This is a genomic window from Aquibium sp. A9E412, from assembly GCF_030398335.1.
Classification (GTDB): Bacteria; Pseudomonadota; Alphaproteobacteria; order Rhizobiales; family Rhizobiaceae; genus A9E412.
In genome coordinates, this window is record NZ_JAOAOP010000045.1 from 1 (window position 1) to 15,130 (window position 15,130).

Here is a 15,130-nt window from a genome sequence, read left to right on the forward strand (position 1 = left end):
CGCGCGCCCTCGGGCGCCGCGCGGGAGAGGATGGCATGACGGAGCATTCGGTCCGCAACTTCAACATCAACTTCGGCCCGCAACATCCGGCCGCGCATGGCGTTCTGCGTCTCGTGCTCGAGCTCGACGGCGAGGTGGTCGAGCGCGTCGATCCGCATATCGGCCTGCTGCACCGCGGCACCGAGAAGCTGATCGAGCACAAGACCTATCTCCAGGCGGTGCCGTATTTCGACCGCCTCGACTACGTCGCGCCGATGAACCAGGAGCATGCCTTCGCGCTCGCCGTGGAGAAGCTGCTCGACATCGAGGTGCCGATCCGCGGCCAGCTCGTCCGCGTGCTCTTCTGCGAGATCGGCCGCATCCTCAACCATCTGCTCAACGTCACCACGCAGGCCCTGGACGTCGGCGCCCTGACGCCGCCGCTGTGGGGCTTCGAGGAGCGCGAGAAGCTGATGGTGTTCTACGAGCGGGCGTCGGGCTCGCGCATGCATGCCGCCTATTTCCGGCCCGGCGGCGTGCACCAGGACCTGCCCGACCGGCTGGTCGAGGACATCGGCCGGTGGATCGACCCGTTCCTCAAGACGGTCGACGACCTCGACGAGCTCCTGACCGGCAACCGCATCTTCAAGCAGCGCAACGTCGACATCGGCGTCGTCAGGCTCGACGACGCCTGGGCGTGGGGCTTTTCCGGCGTCATGGTGCGCGGCTCGGGCGCCGCCTGGGACCTGCGCAAGAGCCAGCCCTACGAGTGCTATCCGCAGATGGAGTTCGACATTCCGGTCGGCAAGAACGGCGACTGCTACGACCGCTATCTGATCCGCATGGAGGAGATGCGCCAGTCGGCGCGGATCATGCGCCAGTGCGTCGACCGGCTGCTCGGCAAGGAGCGTCTCGGCCCGGTCTCCAACACCGACGGCAAGGTGGTACCGCCCAAGCGGCCGGCGATGAAGCGCTCGATGGAGGCGCTCATCCATCACTTCAAGCTCTACACCGAGGGCTACCGCGTGCCGCCCGGCGAGGTCTACGCCGCGGTCGAGGCGCCGAAGGGCGAGTTCGGCGTCTATCTGGTGTCCGACGGCACCAACAAGCCCTACCGCTGCAAGCTGCGCGCGCCGGGCTTCGCCCACCTGCAGGCGATGGACTTCCTGTGCCAGGGCCATCTCCTGGCCGACGTCGCCGCCGTGCTCGGCTCGCTCGACATCGTCTTCGGCGAGGTCGACCGGTGATGGGCGCCCTGTCCGAAGCCACCGCGATGACGGCCGCGCGCTTCCTGGAATGGACGGCGGCGAGCGACGGGCGCTTCGAGCTCGAGGCCGGCGCTGTGCGCGAGATGGCGGCCGAGCAGGCCCGCCACGCGCGCACCAAGTTCGCGGCAGCCAAGGCTCTTGAGCAGGGCATCGCGACGGCCGGGCTCGACTGCGAGGTCTTCCCCGACGGCATGCTCGTGGTCATCGACGACACGACGGTGCGTCAGCCGGACGCCGCAGTGCAGTGCGCGCCGGTGGCCGACGAGAGCAAGGTGCTCGACACGCCGGTCATCGTCGTGGAGGTGTCGTCGCCGTCGAGCGTCAGTCGCGACGAGACCTACAAGCTGGTCGAGTATTTCTCGCTTCCATCGGTCATGCACTACCTCCTGCTGTCGCCGGACAGGCGCATCGTGGTGCATTTCCGGCGCACGGCGGCCGGCGGTGCGATCGAGACGACGATCCTCTCGCAGGGCGAGCTGGATCTGACGCCGCCGGGGTTTCGCGTGACCGTCGAAGCGTTGCTCGGAGCCGTGCAATGAGCGTCGCGACGGCCCTCCCGGCGCGCCGCACTGGCCGCGCCGCCGCTCCGCTGCCGGACCGTCCGGCCGCCTTCCGCCCCTTTGTCGCAAAAAGCCTGGCAGATCAGTAAGAATGTCCGTTCGCCGACTTGCCGATGACGCCGTCCAGCCCGCCGCCTTCGCCTTCAGCAAGGCGAATGCGGCCTGGGCCAGGGAGACGATCAGAAAGTATCCCAAGGGGCGCCAGCACTCCGCCGTCATCCCGCTGCTCATGCGCGCGCAGGAGCAGGAGGGCTGGGTGACGCGCCCGGCCGTCGAGCACGTCGCCGAGATGCTCGACATGCCGCTCATCCGCGTGCTCGAGGTGGCGACCTTCTACACCCAGTTCCAGCTCGCGCCGGTCGGCACCAGGGCGCATGTCCAGGTCTGCGGCACGACACCGTGCATGCTGCGCGGCGCCGGCGACCTGGTCGAGCTGTGCAAGCGGAAGATCCACCCCGAGCCGCTCACCCCCAACGAGGCGGGCACGCTGTCGTGGGAGGAGGTCGAGTGCCAGGGCGCCTGCGTCAACGCGCCGATGGTGATGATCTTCAAGGACACCTACGAAGACCTGACGGCCGAGCGGCTGGAGGAGATCATCGACGCCTTCGAGGCGGGCAGGGGCGACAGCATCGACCCCGGCCCGCAGATCGACCGGCTGTATTCCGCGCCCGCCTCGGGGCCGACCACGCTGACCGACGAGGCGGCGATCCTCAGGTCCGACCGCGACAAGGGCGCCGGCCGCCGGGCGCGCCGCGAAAGCCCGGAAGAGCAGGTGCCGCCGTCGCGCGCGGCCAAGCCGAAGACCGCGGCGCGCGAGACCGAGGAGGCGCTGAAGTCGCCCTCCGAGGTCAAGGCCAGCAGCAACGGCGAGAAGCGGGCGAGCGTGGCGCCGCCCGAGCACGACGAGGCGGCCGCCGACAAGGCGGCCGGCAGGCCGCGCCACCACGCCGGCCGGCCGAGCGGCGATCCGAGCCATCGCGCGCCCGAGCTCAAGCACGACGCGCCGGTCGACCAGCCGGCCAAGCAGGCCGCGCCCGACGTGCGGCTCGACGACCGGGACCGGCCCGAGGCGATGCGCCGGCCGGCGCGGCCCGACGATCTCAAGCTGATCTCCGGCGTCGGCCCGAAGATCGAGGGCCTGCTCAACGAGCTCGGCATCTACACCTTCGAGCAGGTCGCCGGCTGGAAGAAGGCCGAGCGCGCGTGGGTCGATTCCTACCTGCGCTTCCGCGGCCGCATCGAGCGCGACGACTGGGTTCGCCAGGCCAAGGCGCTCGCCAAGGGCGGGGCGGCCGAATACGAACGCGTGTTCGGCAAGAAGCCGCGCTGAGGGCGAGGATGATGGCACGGGCCAGCACAAACCACGGGCGTGCACGCGTCGACCGGCGCGGCACGCGGATCGGGCGGCGGCTCGACAGACACGATCAGCCGGCGGAGTAGGGCGATGCTAGCCGACAAGGACCGCATTTTCACCAATCTCTACGGCCAGTTCGACCGGTCGCTGAAGGGCGCCATGGCGCGCGGCCACTGGGACGACACCCGGGCGCTCATCGACAAGGGCCGCGACTGGATCCTCAACGAGATGAAGGCGTCCGGCCTGCGCGGGCGCGGCGGCGCCGGCTTCCCGACCGGGCTCAAATGGTCGTTCATGCCCAAGGAGCCGTCCGAGCGGCCGCACTATCTGGTCGTCAACGCCGACGAATCGGAGCCCGGCACCTGCAAGGACCGCGAGATCATGCGCCACGACCCGCACACGCTGGTCGAGGGTTGCCTGGTCGCCGGTTTCGCGATGGGCGCCCACACCGCCTACATCTACATCCGCGGCGAGTTCATCCGCGAGCGCGAGGCGCTGCAGCGCGCCATCGACGAGGCCTACGAGGCGCGGCTGCTCGGCAAGGACAACAAGACCGGCTGGGATTTCGACGTTTACGTCCACCACGGCGCCGGCGCCTACATCTGCGGCGAGGAGACGGCGTTGCTGGAGAGCCTGGAAGGCAAGAAGGGCCAGCCGCGCCTCAAGCCGCCGTTCCCGGCCAATGTCGGCCTGTACGGCTGCCCGACCACGGTCAACAACGTCGAATCGATCGCCGTCGCGCCGACCATCCTGCGCCGCGGCGCGGCCTGGTTCACCTCCTTCGGGCGGCAGAACAACGCCGGCACCAAGCTGTTCTGCATCTCCGGCCACGTGGAGAACCCGTGCACGGTGGAAGAGGCGATGTCGATCCCCTTCCGCGAGCTGATCGAGACCCATTGCGGCGGCATCCGCGGCGGCTGGGACAACCTTTTGGCGGTGATCCCCGGCGGCTCGTCGGTGCCGCTCGTGCCAGCCGACGAGATCATCGACTGCCCGATGGATTTCGACGGCCTGCGCGACCTGAAGTCGGGCCTTGGCACCGCGGCGGTGATCGTCATGGACAAGTCGACCGACATCGTGAAGGCGATCGCCCGCATCTCCTATTTCTACAAGCACGAGAGCTGCGGCCAGTGCACGCCGTGCCGCGAGGGCACCGGCTGGATGTGGCGGGTGATGGAGCGCATGGTGCGCGGCGAGGCGAAGAAGCGCGAGATCGACATGCTGCTCGAGGTCTCCAAGCAGGTCGAGGGCCACACGATCTGCGCGCTCGGCGACGCCGCGGCCTGGCCGATCCAGGGCCTGATCCGGCATTTCCGGCCGGAGATCGAGCGCCGCATCGGCGAGTTCAGCCGCAACGCCCACCGCGCCGAGCCGGCGCTCGCGGCGGCGGAGTAGGGCAGGCGGCACGGGACACGCACAGGAGGCGATGACGATGGCCACCAAGCCGACCGACGGCGGCAGCGCGCACCCGCTGGGCGCGACGGCGTTCGCGCATGCCGCGGTGCCGCCGGCCGGCGCCGCTTTTCTGCTGGCGCCGATGGCCGGCGCGGCCGCCGCCGGCACGGCGCTCGGCTTCGGCCTCGCCGCGCATGCCTTCGGTCTGTGGACCGGCACGCTCGCCGGCGCGGCGGAGGCCGCCGAGCGGCTGTTCGACGAGCATGTCAGCGACGCCGCCTTCGCGGTGCGCTTCGATCCGCCGGAGGGCGTGCGGGCGGCGGTCGGCGCGCTGGTCGCCGATGCCGAGAGCGCGGCGCGCCGCACGCGGCGCCGGGCCGAGGCGGCGGCGGACGACGACCTGAAGGCGATCTCCGGCATCGGACCGAAGATCGAGCGGGCCTTGAAGGCGCGCGGCATCACCCGCTATGCCGACATCGCCGCATGGCGCGCGGCCGACGTCGCGCGCATCGACGCCGCGCTCGCCTTCAAGGGGCGGATCGCGCGCGAGCGCTGGGTCGAGCAGGCCGCCGCGCTGGCGCGAGGCGGCGCGTAGTTCGGGCCGCCGCCATGCCCGCAGGGGCGGGCGGCCGGCCATAGGGTTCTTGATCGTGGGCGGGGCCGCCGGGCCGCCGTCCGGCCCGTGAAGGGCCGCACTGGGGTATGACATGGCAAAGCTGAAAGTCGACGGCACCGAGATCGAGGTTCCCGACCACTACACGCTCTTGCAGGCGGCGGAGGAGGCGGGCGCGGAGATCCCGCGCTTCTGCTTCCACGAGCGGCTGTCGATCGCCGGCAACTGCCGCATGTGCCTGATCGAGGTGAAGGGCGGGCCGCCCAAGCCGGCCGCCTCCTGCGCCATGGGCGTGCGCGATCTCAGGCCGGGGCCGGAGGGCCAGCTCCCAGAGATCTTCACCAACACGCCGATGGTCAAGAAGGCGCGCGAGGGGGTGATGGAGTTCCTGCTCATCAACCACCCGCTCGACTGCCCGATCTGCGACCAGGGCGGCGAGTGCGACCTGCAGGACCAGGCGATGGCCTACGGCGTCGACGCCTCGCGCTTCCACGAGAACAAGCGCGCCGTCGAGGACAAGTACATCGGCCCGCTGGTCAAGACGATCATGACGCGCTGCATCCACTGCACGCGCTGCGTGCGCTTCACCACCGAGGTCGCCGGCATCTCCGAGCTCGGCGCCACGGGGCGCGGCGAGGACATGGAGATCACCACCTATCTCGAGCAGGCGATGACCTCGGAGCTGCAGGGCAACGTCATCGACCTGTGCCCGGTCGGCGCGCTGACCTCCAAGCCCTACGCCTTCCAGGCGCGCCCCTGGGAGCTGACCAAGACCGAATCGATCGACGTGATGGACGCCGTCGGCTCGGCGATCCGCGTCGACACCCGCGGCCGCGAGGTGATGCGCATCCTGCCGCGCGTCAACGAGTGGGTGAACGAGGAGTGGATCTCCGACAAGACCCGCTTCGTGTGGGACGGCCTGCGCACGCAGCGCCTCGACCGGCCCTATGTGCGCCGCGACGGCCGGCTGCAGCCGGCGACGTGGGGCGAGGCCTTCGCCGCCGTGCGCGACGCCGTCGCCGCGGCCGAGCCGGAGGCGATCGGCGCCATCGCCGGCGACCTGGCGAGCGTCGAGGAGATGTATGCGCTCAAGGGCCTGATGGCGTCGCTCGGCTCGGCCAGCCTCGACTGCCGCCAGGACGGCAGCCGGCTCGACCCGGCGCTCGGCCGGGCGAGCTATGTCTTCAACCCGACCATCGAGGGCATCGAGCAGGCCGACGCGCTGCTCATCGTCGGCGCCAATCCGCGCTTCGAGGCGTCGGTGCTCAACGCGCGCATCCGTAAGCGCTGGCGCATGGGCGCCTTCCCGATCGGCGTGATCGGCGAGATGGGCGACCTGCGCTACGACTGCGAGACGCTCGGCGCCGGTCCCGAGACGCTCGAGGAGCTGGCCGGCGGCAAGGGCAAGTTCGCGTCGGTTCTCAAGAAGGCCAAGCGGCCGATGGTGATCGTCGGCCAGGGCGCGCTGGCGCGGCCCGACGGGCTGGCGGTGCTGTCGCACGCCGCGCGCGTGGCGGTCGCCGCCGGCGCGCTGACCGCCGACTGGAACGGCTTTGCCGTGCTGCATCACGCCGCCGCGCGCGTCGGCGGCCTCGACATCGGCTTCGTGCCGGGCGAGGGCGGCAAGGACGTCGCCGGCATGATGGGCACCAGCCGGGTGCTCTTCCTGCTCGGCGCCGACGAGATCGCCATGGAGCGCATCGGCGACGCCTTCACCGTCTATATCGGCACGCATGGCGATGCCGGCGCGCATCGTGCCGACGTCATCCTGCCGGGCGCGACCTATACCGAGAAGTCGGCCACCTACGTCAACACCGAGGGCCGCGTGCAGATGACCGCGCGCGCCGGCTTCGCGCCGGGCGAGGCCAAGGAGGACTGGGCCGTGCTGCGCGCGCTGTCGGAGGTGCTCGGCCACAAGCTGCCCTACGATTCGCTGGCCGCCCTGCGCGCCGCGCTCTATGCCGACCACCCGCATCTGGCGGCCGTCGACGCGGTGGAGCGGGGCGACCCGGCCGCCGTCGACGCGCTGGGCAAGAAGGGCGGCCGGCTCGGCAAGGCGCCGTTCGTCTCGGCCGTCACCGATTTCTATCTCACCAACCCGATCGCCCGCGCCTCGGCCGTGATGGCCGAATGCTCGGCCCTGGCGCGCGGCGCGGTGCAGCAGGCGGCGGAGTAGAGCCTCGTCATGGAAACCTTCTTCACCATCTACGTGCTGCCGGCGCTGATCATCCTCCTGAAGTCGGTGGTGCTGGTCGTCGCGCTGCTGATTCTCGTCGCCTATCTGCTTTATGCCGACCGCAAGGTGTGGGCCGCCGTGCAGCTTCGCCGCGGCCCCAATGTCGTCGGGCCGTGGGGCCTGTTCCAGCCCTTCGCCGACCTGTTGAAGTTCGTCTTCAAGGAGCCGGTGATTCCCTCGGGCGCCAACAAGGGCATCTTCCTGCTGGCGCCGATCGTCACCGCCGTCCTGGCGCTGTCGGCCTGGGCGGTGATCCCGGTCGACGCCGGCTGGGCGATCGCCGACATCAATGTCGGCATCCTGTTCGTCTTCGCGGTCGCCTCGCTCGAGGTCTACGGCGTCATCATGGCCGGCTGGGCCTCGAACTCGAAATATCCCTTTCTCGGCGCGCTGCGCTCGGCCGCGCAGATGGTCTCCTACGAGGTCTCGATCGGCTTCGTCATCGTCACCGTGCTGCTCGCCGTCGGCTCGCTCAACCTGACCGACATCGTGCTGTCGCAGCAGGACGGCATCGGCACCAGCCTCGGCCTGCCTGCAAGCTTCCTCGACTGGCACTGGCTGGCGCTGCTGCCGATGTTCGTCGTGTTCTTCATCTCCGCGCTGGCCGAGACCAACCGGCCGCCCTTCGACCTGGTGGAGGCCGAATCGGAGCTCGTCGCCGGGCACATGATCGAGTACTCCTCGACGCCGTTCCTGCTGTTCTTCCTCGGCGAGTACGTCGCCATCGTGCTGATGTGCGCGCTGACCACGGTGCTGTTCCTCGGCGGCTGGCTGCCGCCCTTCGATTTCGCCCCCTTCACCTGGGTTCCGGGCGTCGTGTGGTTCGTGCTCAAGCTGGCCATGGTGTTCTTCATGTTCGCCATGGTGAAGGCCTTCGTGCCGCGCTATCGCTACGACCAGCTCATGCGCCTCGGCTGGAAGGTGTTCCTGCCGCTGTCGCTGTTCATGGTGGTGGCGACCGCCGCCTTCCTGAAGTTCACGGGCCTGGTGGCGTGATGGGTGCCGGCCTGATCGGCGCCCTGGTGGGCCTCGTGCTGGCGGCGGTCGACTACGCGCTGCTGCGCATGCTGGCCGGCCGCGTCGAGATGGCCGAGACCAAGCGCGTGCTCCACGTCACCGGCCTGGTGCAGTTCGTGCTGCTGCCGGTCGTCGGCTTCGTGGTCGCCCCCTATCTTGTCGGAGAATGACGATGTCAGCTCTCGCCCAAGCCGCCAAATCGCTGCTCCTCAAGGAGTTCGTCGGCGCGTTCTTCCTGTCGATGCGGCAGTTCTTCTCGCCCAAGGCGACGCTCAACTACCCGCACGAGAAGGGGCCGGTCAGCCCGCGCTTCCGCGGCGAGCACGCGCTGCGCCGCTATCCCAACGGCGAGGAGCGCTGCATCGCCTGCAAGCTGTGCGAGGCGATCTGCCCGGCCCAGGCGATCACCATCGAGGCCGGCCCGCGCCGCAACGACGGCACGCGGCGCACGGTGCGCTACGACATCGACATGGTGAAGTGCATCTATTGCGGCTTCTGCCAGGAGGCCTGTCCGGTCGACGCCATCGTCGAGGGGCCGAATTTCGAGTTCGCGACGGAGACGCGCGAGGAGCTCTATTACGACAAGGAAAAGCTGCTGGCCAACGGCGATCGCTGGGAGCGCGAGCTCGCCCGCAACATCGCTCTGGACGCACCCTATCGCTAGGGCGACGACGGTAGACGCGCGCGAGGCGCTCGTCTAAGAGACACGCGGCCCGCCCGGCCCGCACAGCGCGGGAACCCGGCCGGCCGGCGGCGGGGCGCAAGGCCCCGCCTCGCTGATGGAACTCCGGGGGAACCCATGCTCACAGGACTCGAGGCGGTCTTCTTCTATGTCTTCGCCTTCGTTGCCGTCGCCGCGGGCTTCATGGTCATCTCGGCGCGCAACCCGGTGCATTCGGTCCTCTACCTGATCCTCACCTTCTTCAACGCGGCCGCGCTGTTCCTGCTCACCGGCGCGGAGTTCCTGGCGATGATCATGCTCATCGTCTATGTCGGCGCCGTCGCGGTGCTGTTCCTGTTCGTCGTCATGATGCTCGACGTCGACTTCGCCTCGCTGAAGCACGGCGCGCTGCAATACGCGCCGGTCGGCGCGATGGTCGGCATCATCCTGGCGGCCGAGCTGATCGTCGTGCTGGGCGGCTACGCGCTGGCGCCGGAGGTCGGCGCGACGGTGGCCCAGCCGACGCCGCCGCCCGAGGTGCGCCACAACACCGCCGCGCTCGGCGACCTGCTCTACACCCAGTACATCTACTTCTTCCAGATCGCCGGTCTCGTGCTGCTGGTCGCCATGATCGGCGCCATCGTGCTGACGCTCCGCCACAAGGAGAACGTCAAGCGCCAGAACATCCCCACCCAGGTGGCGCGCACGCCCGAGACGGCGATCGAGGTCCGCAAGGTCGAGACGGGCGAGGGAATCTAGGCATCATGGAAGTCGGCATCGCGCACTATCTCACCGTTTCGGCGATCCTGTTCACGCTCGGCGTGTTCGGCATCTTCCTCAACCGCAAGAACGTCATCATCATCCTGATGTCGGTCGAGCTCATCCTGCTCGCCGTCAATCTCAACTTCATCGCCTTCTCCGCCACGCTCGGCGATCTCGTCGGCCAGGTCTTCGCGCTGTTCGTGCTGACCGTCGCGGCGGCGGAGGCGGCCATCGGGCTTGCCATCCTGGTCGTGTTCTTCCGCAACCGCGGCTCGATCGCGGTGGAAGACATCAATGCGATGAAGGGCTGAGGAAGGGGCGCCGCCGGCCATGTATCACGCTATCGTCTTTCTGCCGCTGATCGGCTTCCTGATCTCCGGGCTGATGGGCCGCCAGATCGGCGCCCGCGGCGCGGAGTGGATCACCTCCGGCCTGCTGGTGATCGCCGCCATCCTGTCGTGGATCGCCTTCTTCACCGTCGGCTTCGGCCAGGGCGAGGTCTTCACCGTGCCGGTGATGACCTTCATCCAGGCCGGCGGCGTCGACGTCGACTGGGCCTTCCGCATCGACACGCTGACGGTCGTCATGCTGGTCGTCGTCAACACCGTGTCGGCGCTGGTGCACGTCTACTCGATCGGCTACATGCACCACGATCCGCACCGGCCGCGCTTCTTCGCCTATCTGTCGCTGTTCACCTTCGCCATGCTTCTGCTGGTGACGGCCGACAACCTGGTACAGATGTTCGTCGGCTGGGAGGGCGTCGGCCTCGCCTCCTATCTGCTGATCGGCTTCTGGTACAAGAAGCCGTCGGCCAACGCCGCCGCCATCAAGGCCTTCGTCGTCAACCGCGTCGGCGACTTCGGCTTCATCCTCGGCATCTTCGGCGTCTTCGTGCTGTTCGGCTCGATCAATCTCGGCACCATCTTTGCCAATGCCGAGGGCTTCCTGCCGGGCGAGGGGGCGGCCGACGCCGAGACGGTGCTCACCTTCCTCGGCCTGTCGCTCGACAAGGGGGCTGCGCTCACCGTCGTCTGCCTGCTGCTGTTCCTCGGCGCGATGGGCAAGTCGGCCCAGGTGCCGCTGCACACCTGGCTGCCGGACGCCATGGAGGGACCGACGCCGGTCTCCGCGCTGATCCACGCCGCCACCATGGTGACGGCCGGCGTGTTCATGGTCGCGCGACTGTCGCCGATCTTCGAGCTGTCGGCCACCGCGCTCACCGTGGTCACGATCGTCGGCGCCTTCACCGCCTTCTTCGCCGCCACCGTCGGCCTGGTGCAGAACGACATCAAGCGCGTGATCGCCTATTCGACCTGCTCGCAGCTCGGCTACATGTTCGTCGCGCTCGGCACCGGCTTCTACGGCGCGGCGATCTTCCACCTGTTCACGCACGCCTTCTTCAAGGCGCTGCTGTTCCTCGGCGCCGGCTCGGTCATCCACGCCGTGTCGGACGAGCAGGACATGCGCCGCATGGGCGGCCTGCGCAAGCTGATCCCGCAGACCTACTGGATGATGATCATCGGCACCCTGGCGCTGACCGGCGTCGGCATTCCCGGCACCATCATCGGCACCGCCGGCTTCTTCTCCAAGGACGCCATCATCGAGGGCACCTTCGTCGCCCACAACGCGGCCGCCGGCATCGCCTTCGCGCTGCTCGTCGTGGCCGCCGCCTTCACCAGCTTCTATTCGTGGCGGCTGATCTTCATGACCTTCCACGGCAAGCCGCGCGCCGCCGCCGACGTGATGCACCACGTCCACGAATCGCCGCCCGTCATGCTGGTGCCGCTGTTCATCCTGGCCGCCGGCGCGCTGTTCGCGGGCCTCGCCTTCTCCGAGTTCTTCATCGGCCACGACTACACGCAGTTCTGGAAGCAGGCGCTGTTCACGCTGCCCGACAACCGCATCCTCGAGGAGTTCCACGAGGTGCCGTATCTGGTGAAGTTCGCGCCGGTCTTGGCCATGCTGTCGGGGCTGTTCGTCGCCTGGCTGTTCTACATCCGCAACCCGGCGCGCCCGCGCGAGCTGGCCGAGCGGCACCGCGGCCTCTACGCCTTCCTGCTCAACAAGTGGTACTTCGACCAGGCCTACGACTTCCTGTTCGTGCGTCCGGCCATGCGGCTCGGCCGCTTCCTGTGGAAGAAGGGCGACGGCTGGCTGATCGACGGCTTCGGCCCGGACGGCGTGTCGGCGCGCGTGATCGACGTGACGGCGCGCGTGGTCAAGCTGCAGAGCGGCTATCTCTACCACTACGCCTTCGCGATGCTGATCGGCATCGCCGCTCTCGTGACCTGGATGATGCTGGGGAGCTCGTTCTAGACCATGACCGACTGGCCCATCCTCTCCACGGTCACCTTCCTGCCGCTGGTCGGCGCGTTCCTGATCCTGCTGATCCGGGACGACGGGCCGAACGCGCGGCGCAACATCCGCAACGTGGCGCTGCTGACGACGGTCTTCACCTTCGTGCTGTCGCTGTTCGTGTGGATCGGCTTCGATCCCAACGTCAGCGGCTTCCAGATGGTGGAGAAGCGCGAGTGGCTCGACTCCGGCATCTCCTACCACATGGGCGTCGACGGCATCTCGATGCTGTTCGTCATCCTGACGACCTTCCTGATGCCGCTGTGCATCCTGGCGAGCTGGTCGGTGGAGCGCCGCGTCAAGGAGTACATGATCGCGTTCCTGGTGCTCGAGACGCTGATGATCGGCGTCTTCTGCGCGCTCGACATCGTGCTGTTCTACGTCTTCTTCGAGGCCGGCCTGATCCCGATGTTCATCATCATCGGCGTGTGGGGCGGCAAGCGGCGGGTCTACGCGAGCTTCAAGTTCTTTCTCTACACGCTGCTCGGCTCGGTGCTGATGATGCTGGCCATCATGGCCATGTTCTGGCAGTCCGGCACCACCGACATCCCGACGCTGCTCACCCACGCCTTCCCGGTGCAGATGCAGTTCTGGCTGTGGTTCGCCTTCTTCGCCTCCTTCGCGGTGAAGATGCCGATGTGGCCGGTGCACACCTGGCTGCCCGACGCCCACGTCGAGGCGCCGACGGCCGGCTCGGTGATCCTCGCCGGCATCCTGCTGAAGATGGGCGGCTACGGTTTCCTGCGCTTCTCGCTGCCGATGTTCCCGGTCGCCTCCGCCGACCTCGCGCCGCTCGTCTTCACGCTGTCGGTGGTCGCCATCATCTACACCTCGCTGGTGGCGCTGATGCAGGAGGACATCAAGAAGCTGATCGCCTACTCCTCGGTCGCCCACATGGGCTTCGTCACCATGGGCATCTTCGCCATGAACGAGGAGGGGGTGCAGGGCGCCATCTTCCAGATGCTCAGCCACGGCCTGGTGTCGGGCGCGCTGTTCCTGTGCGTCGGCGTCGTCTATGACCGCATGCACACCCGCGAGATCGCCGCCTATGGCGGCCTGGTCAACAACATGCCGAAATACGCGGTGGCCTTCATGGTCTTCACCATGGCCAATGTCGGCCTGCCCGGCACCAGCGGCTTCGTCGGCGAGTTCCTGACGCTGATGGGCGCCTTCAAGGTCAACACCTGGGTGGCGCTGTTCGCCGCCACCGGCGTCATCCTGTCGGCCGGCTACGCGCTGTGGCTCTACCGGAGGGTGATCTTCGGGCCGCTCAAGAAGGAGAGCCTCAAGGGGCTGCTCGACCTGTCGGCGCGCGAGAAGGCGGTGCTCTACCCGCTGATCGCGCTGGTCATCTTCTTCGGCGTCTATCCGACGCCGGTCTTCACCGTCACGACCGCCTCGGTCGAGGCGCTGGTCAACAACATCACCATCTCGCTCGACATGGCGGGTGCCGTGACCGCGGCGCAGCAATAGGGGCGCATGAGCACACCATGACCTTCGATCTCGCGCAGAGCCTGCTCCTCGTCTCGCCCGAGCTCATCATGGCGGTCGGCGCCATGGCGCTCCTGATGATCGGCGTCTTCTCCGGTCCGCGCGCCAACGCCACCGTCACCGGCATCGCGGTGGCGCTGCTCCTGTTCGTCGCGGTGTGGATGCTGATCTTCCCGCGCGACGGCGTCGCCTTCGGCGGCGCCTTCGTCAACGATCCGTTCGCCCGGCTGCTCAAGATCCTGACGCTGCTCGGCGCGCTGGTCACGCTGGTCATGTCGGTCGGCTTCGCCAAGGCCGAGAAGTTCGACAAGTTCGAGTTCCCGGTGCTCATCGTGCTGGCGACGCTCGGCATGCTGCTGATGATCTCGGCCAACGACATGCTGTCGCTCTATCTCGGGCTCGAGCTGCAGTCGCTGGCGCTCTACGTGGTCGCCGCCATCAACCGCGACAGCGTGCGCTCCACCGAGGCGGGCCTGAAGTACTTCGTGCTCGGCGCGCTGTCGTCGGGCATGCTGCTCTACGGCATCACGCTGGTCTACGGCTACACCGGCAACACCGGCTTCGAGGCGATCGCGGCGGCGCTTGCCGACGGCGAGCGCTCGCTCGGCTTCGTCTTCGGCATGGTCTTCGTGCTGGCCGGCCTCGCCTTCAAGATCTCGGCCGTGCCGTTCCACATGTGGACGCCCGACGTCTACGAGGGCGCGCCGACGCCGGTGACGGCCTATTTCGCCGCCGCGCCCAAGCTCGCCGCCATGGCGCTGCTGGTGCGCGTGACGATGGACGCCTTCCAGCCGGTCGCGCCCGACTGGCAGCAGATCATCGTCTTCGTCTCGATCGCCTCGATGCTGCTCGGCGCCTTCGCCGCCATCGGCCAGCGCAACATCAAGCGGCTGATGGCCTATTCCTCGATCGGTCATATGGGTTACGCGCTGGTCGGCCTGGCGGCCAACTCGCCGGCCGGCGTGCGCGGCGTCGTGCTGTACATGCTGATCTATGTCGCCATGTCGCTCGGCACCTTCGCCTTCATCCTGGCGATGCGCCGCGACGACGGCAATGTCGAGCAGATCGACGACATGGCCGGGCTGGCCTCGACCAACCCGATGATGGCCACGGTGATGACCATCCTGATGTTCTCGCTCGCCGGCATCCCGCCGCTCGCCGGCTTCTGGGCCAAGTGGTACGTCTTCCTCGCCGCCATCAACGCCGAGCTCTACGCCCTTGCCGTGATCGGCGTCCTGGCCTCGGTGGTCGGCGCCTACTATTACCTGCGCATCATCAAGATCATGTGGTTCGACGAGGCGGCCGGCGGCTTCGCGCCGATGGCCACCGAGCTGCGCCTGGTGCTGCTCAGCTCGGGCGCCTTCGTGCTGTTCTACGTCCTGATCGGCGGGCCCGTCGGCCGACTGGCCGAGGCCGCGGCGATGACGTTCTTCTGAGAC

The 15,130-nt window shown here is 68.4% G+C and carries 14 protein-coding genes; all 14 read left to right on the plus strand.

The features are described from left to right. Positions 1-35 precede the first annotated feature (35 nt). The 14 genes from N1F89_RS14800 to nuoN all read left to right on the plus strand — a co-directional run bounded on the left by N1F89_RS14800 (position 36) and on the right by nuoN (position 15,127). On the plus strand, positions 36-1,226 hold the full coding sequence (locus tag N1F89_RS14800) for an NADH-quinone oxidoreductase subunit D (RefSeq protein ID WP_290084965.1): 1,191 nt from the start codon (positions 36-38) through the stop codon (positions 1,224-1,226). Beyond that, a complete protein-coding gene (locus N1F89_RS14805) occupies positions 1,226-1,786 on the plus strand; it encodes a Uma2 family endonuclease (protein ID WP_290084966.1) in 561 nt (186 codons plus the stop codon). Before N1F89_RS14800 ends, N1F89_RS14805 begins: the two co-directional genes overlap by 1 nt. A 112-nt stretch (positions 1,787-1,898) precedes the next feature. Next, positions 1,899-3,137, plus strand: coding sequence for an NADH-quinone oxidoreductase subunit E (locus N1F89_RS14810; RefSeq protein ID WP_290084968.1), 1,239 nt, complete (start codon positions 1,899-1,901; stop codon positions 3,135-3,137). Between the two features lie 114 nt (positions 3,138-3,251). Next, positions 3,252-4,556, plus strand: coding sequence for an NADH-quinone oxidoreductase subunit NuoF (gene nuoF / locus N1F89_RS14815; protein ID WP_290084969.1), 1,305 nt, complete (start codon positions 3,252-3,254; stop codon positions 4,554-4,556). A 37-nt stretch (positions 4,557-4,593) separates the two neighbouring features. Continuing rightward, entirely contained in the window at positions 4,594-5,151 is a 558-nt protein-coding gene (locus N1F89_RS14820; RefSeq protein ID WP_290084970.1) for an NADH:ubiquinone oxidoreductase, read from the plus strand. Positions 5,152-5,263: 112 nt separating this feature from the next. After that, a complete protein-coding gene (gene nuoG, locus N1F89_RS14825; protein ID WP_290084972.1) occupies positions 5,264-7,345 on the plus strand; it encodes an NADH-quinone oxidoreductase subunit NuoG in 2,082 nt (693 codons plus the stop codon). Positions 7,346-7,354: 9 nt separating this feature from the next. Beyond that, the gene (gene nuoH / locus N1F89_RS14830; protein ID WP_290084974.1) at positions 7,355-8,401 is read left to right on the plus strand and encodes an NADH-quinone oxidoreductase subunit NuoH; all 1,047 of its coding nucleotides are present in this window, start codon (positions 7,355-7,357) and stop codon (positions 8,399-8,401) included. Further along, positions 8,401-8,592 carry a hypothetical protein gene (locus N1F89_RS14835; RefSeq protein ID WP_290084975.1) on the plus strand — a complete coding sequence of 64 codons (192 nt, stop codon included), beginning with the start codon at positions 8,401-8,403 and terminating at the stop codon, positions 8,590-8,592. The genes nuoH and N1F89_RS14835 overlap by 1 nt, the downstream gene beginning before the upstream one ends. Before the next feature lie 2 nt (positions 8,593-8,594). Next, positions 8,595-9,086 (plus strand): NADH-quinone oxidoreductase subunit NuoI, encoded by a 492-nt coding sequence (nuoI, locus tag N1F89_RS14840; protein WP_290084976.1) that lies wholly within the window; start codon positions 8,595-8,597, stop codon positions 9,084-9,086. A gap of 135 nt (positions 9,087-9,221) precedes the next feature. Next, a complete protein-coding gene (locus N1F89_RS14845; RefSeq protein ID WP_290084977.1) occupies positions 9,222-9,842 on the plus strand; it encodes an NADH-quinone oxidoreductase subunit J in 621 nt (206 codons plus the stop codon). Positions 9,843-9,847: 5 nt separating this feature from the next. After that, on the plus strand, positions 9,848-10,156 hold the full coding sequence (nuoK, locus tag N1F89_RS14850) for an NADH-quinone oxidoreductase subunit NuoK (protein WP_290084979.1): 309 nt from the start codon (positions 9,848-9,850) through the stop codon (positions 10,154-10,156). Positions 10,157-10,175: 19 nt separating this feature from the next. Next, the gene (nuoL, locus tag N1F89_RS14855) at positions 10,176-12,161 is read left to right on the plus strand and encodes an NADH-quinone oxidoreductase subunit L (protein ID WP_290084980.1); all 1,986 of its coding nucleotides are present in this window, start codon (positions 10,176-10,178) and stop codon (positions 12,159-12,161) included. 3 nt (positions 12,162-12,164) lie between these two features. After that, entirely contained in the window at positions 12,165-13,673 is a 1,509-nt protein-coding gene (locus N1F89_RS14860; RefSeq protein WP_290084981.1) for an NADH-quinone oxidoreductase subunit M, read from the plus strand. A 17-nt stretch (positions 13,674-13,690) separates the two neighbouring features. Continuing rightward, entirely contained in the window at positions 13,691-15,127 is a 1,437-nt protein-coding gene (gene nuoN, locus N1F89_RS14865) for an NADH-quinone oxidoreductase subunit NuoN (protein WP_290084982.1), read from the plus strand. Positions 15,128-15,130: the final 3 nt, after the last annotated feature.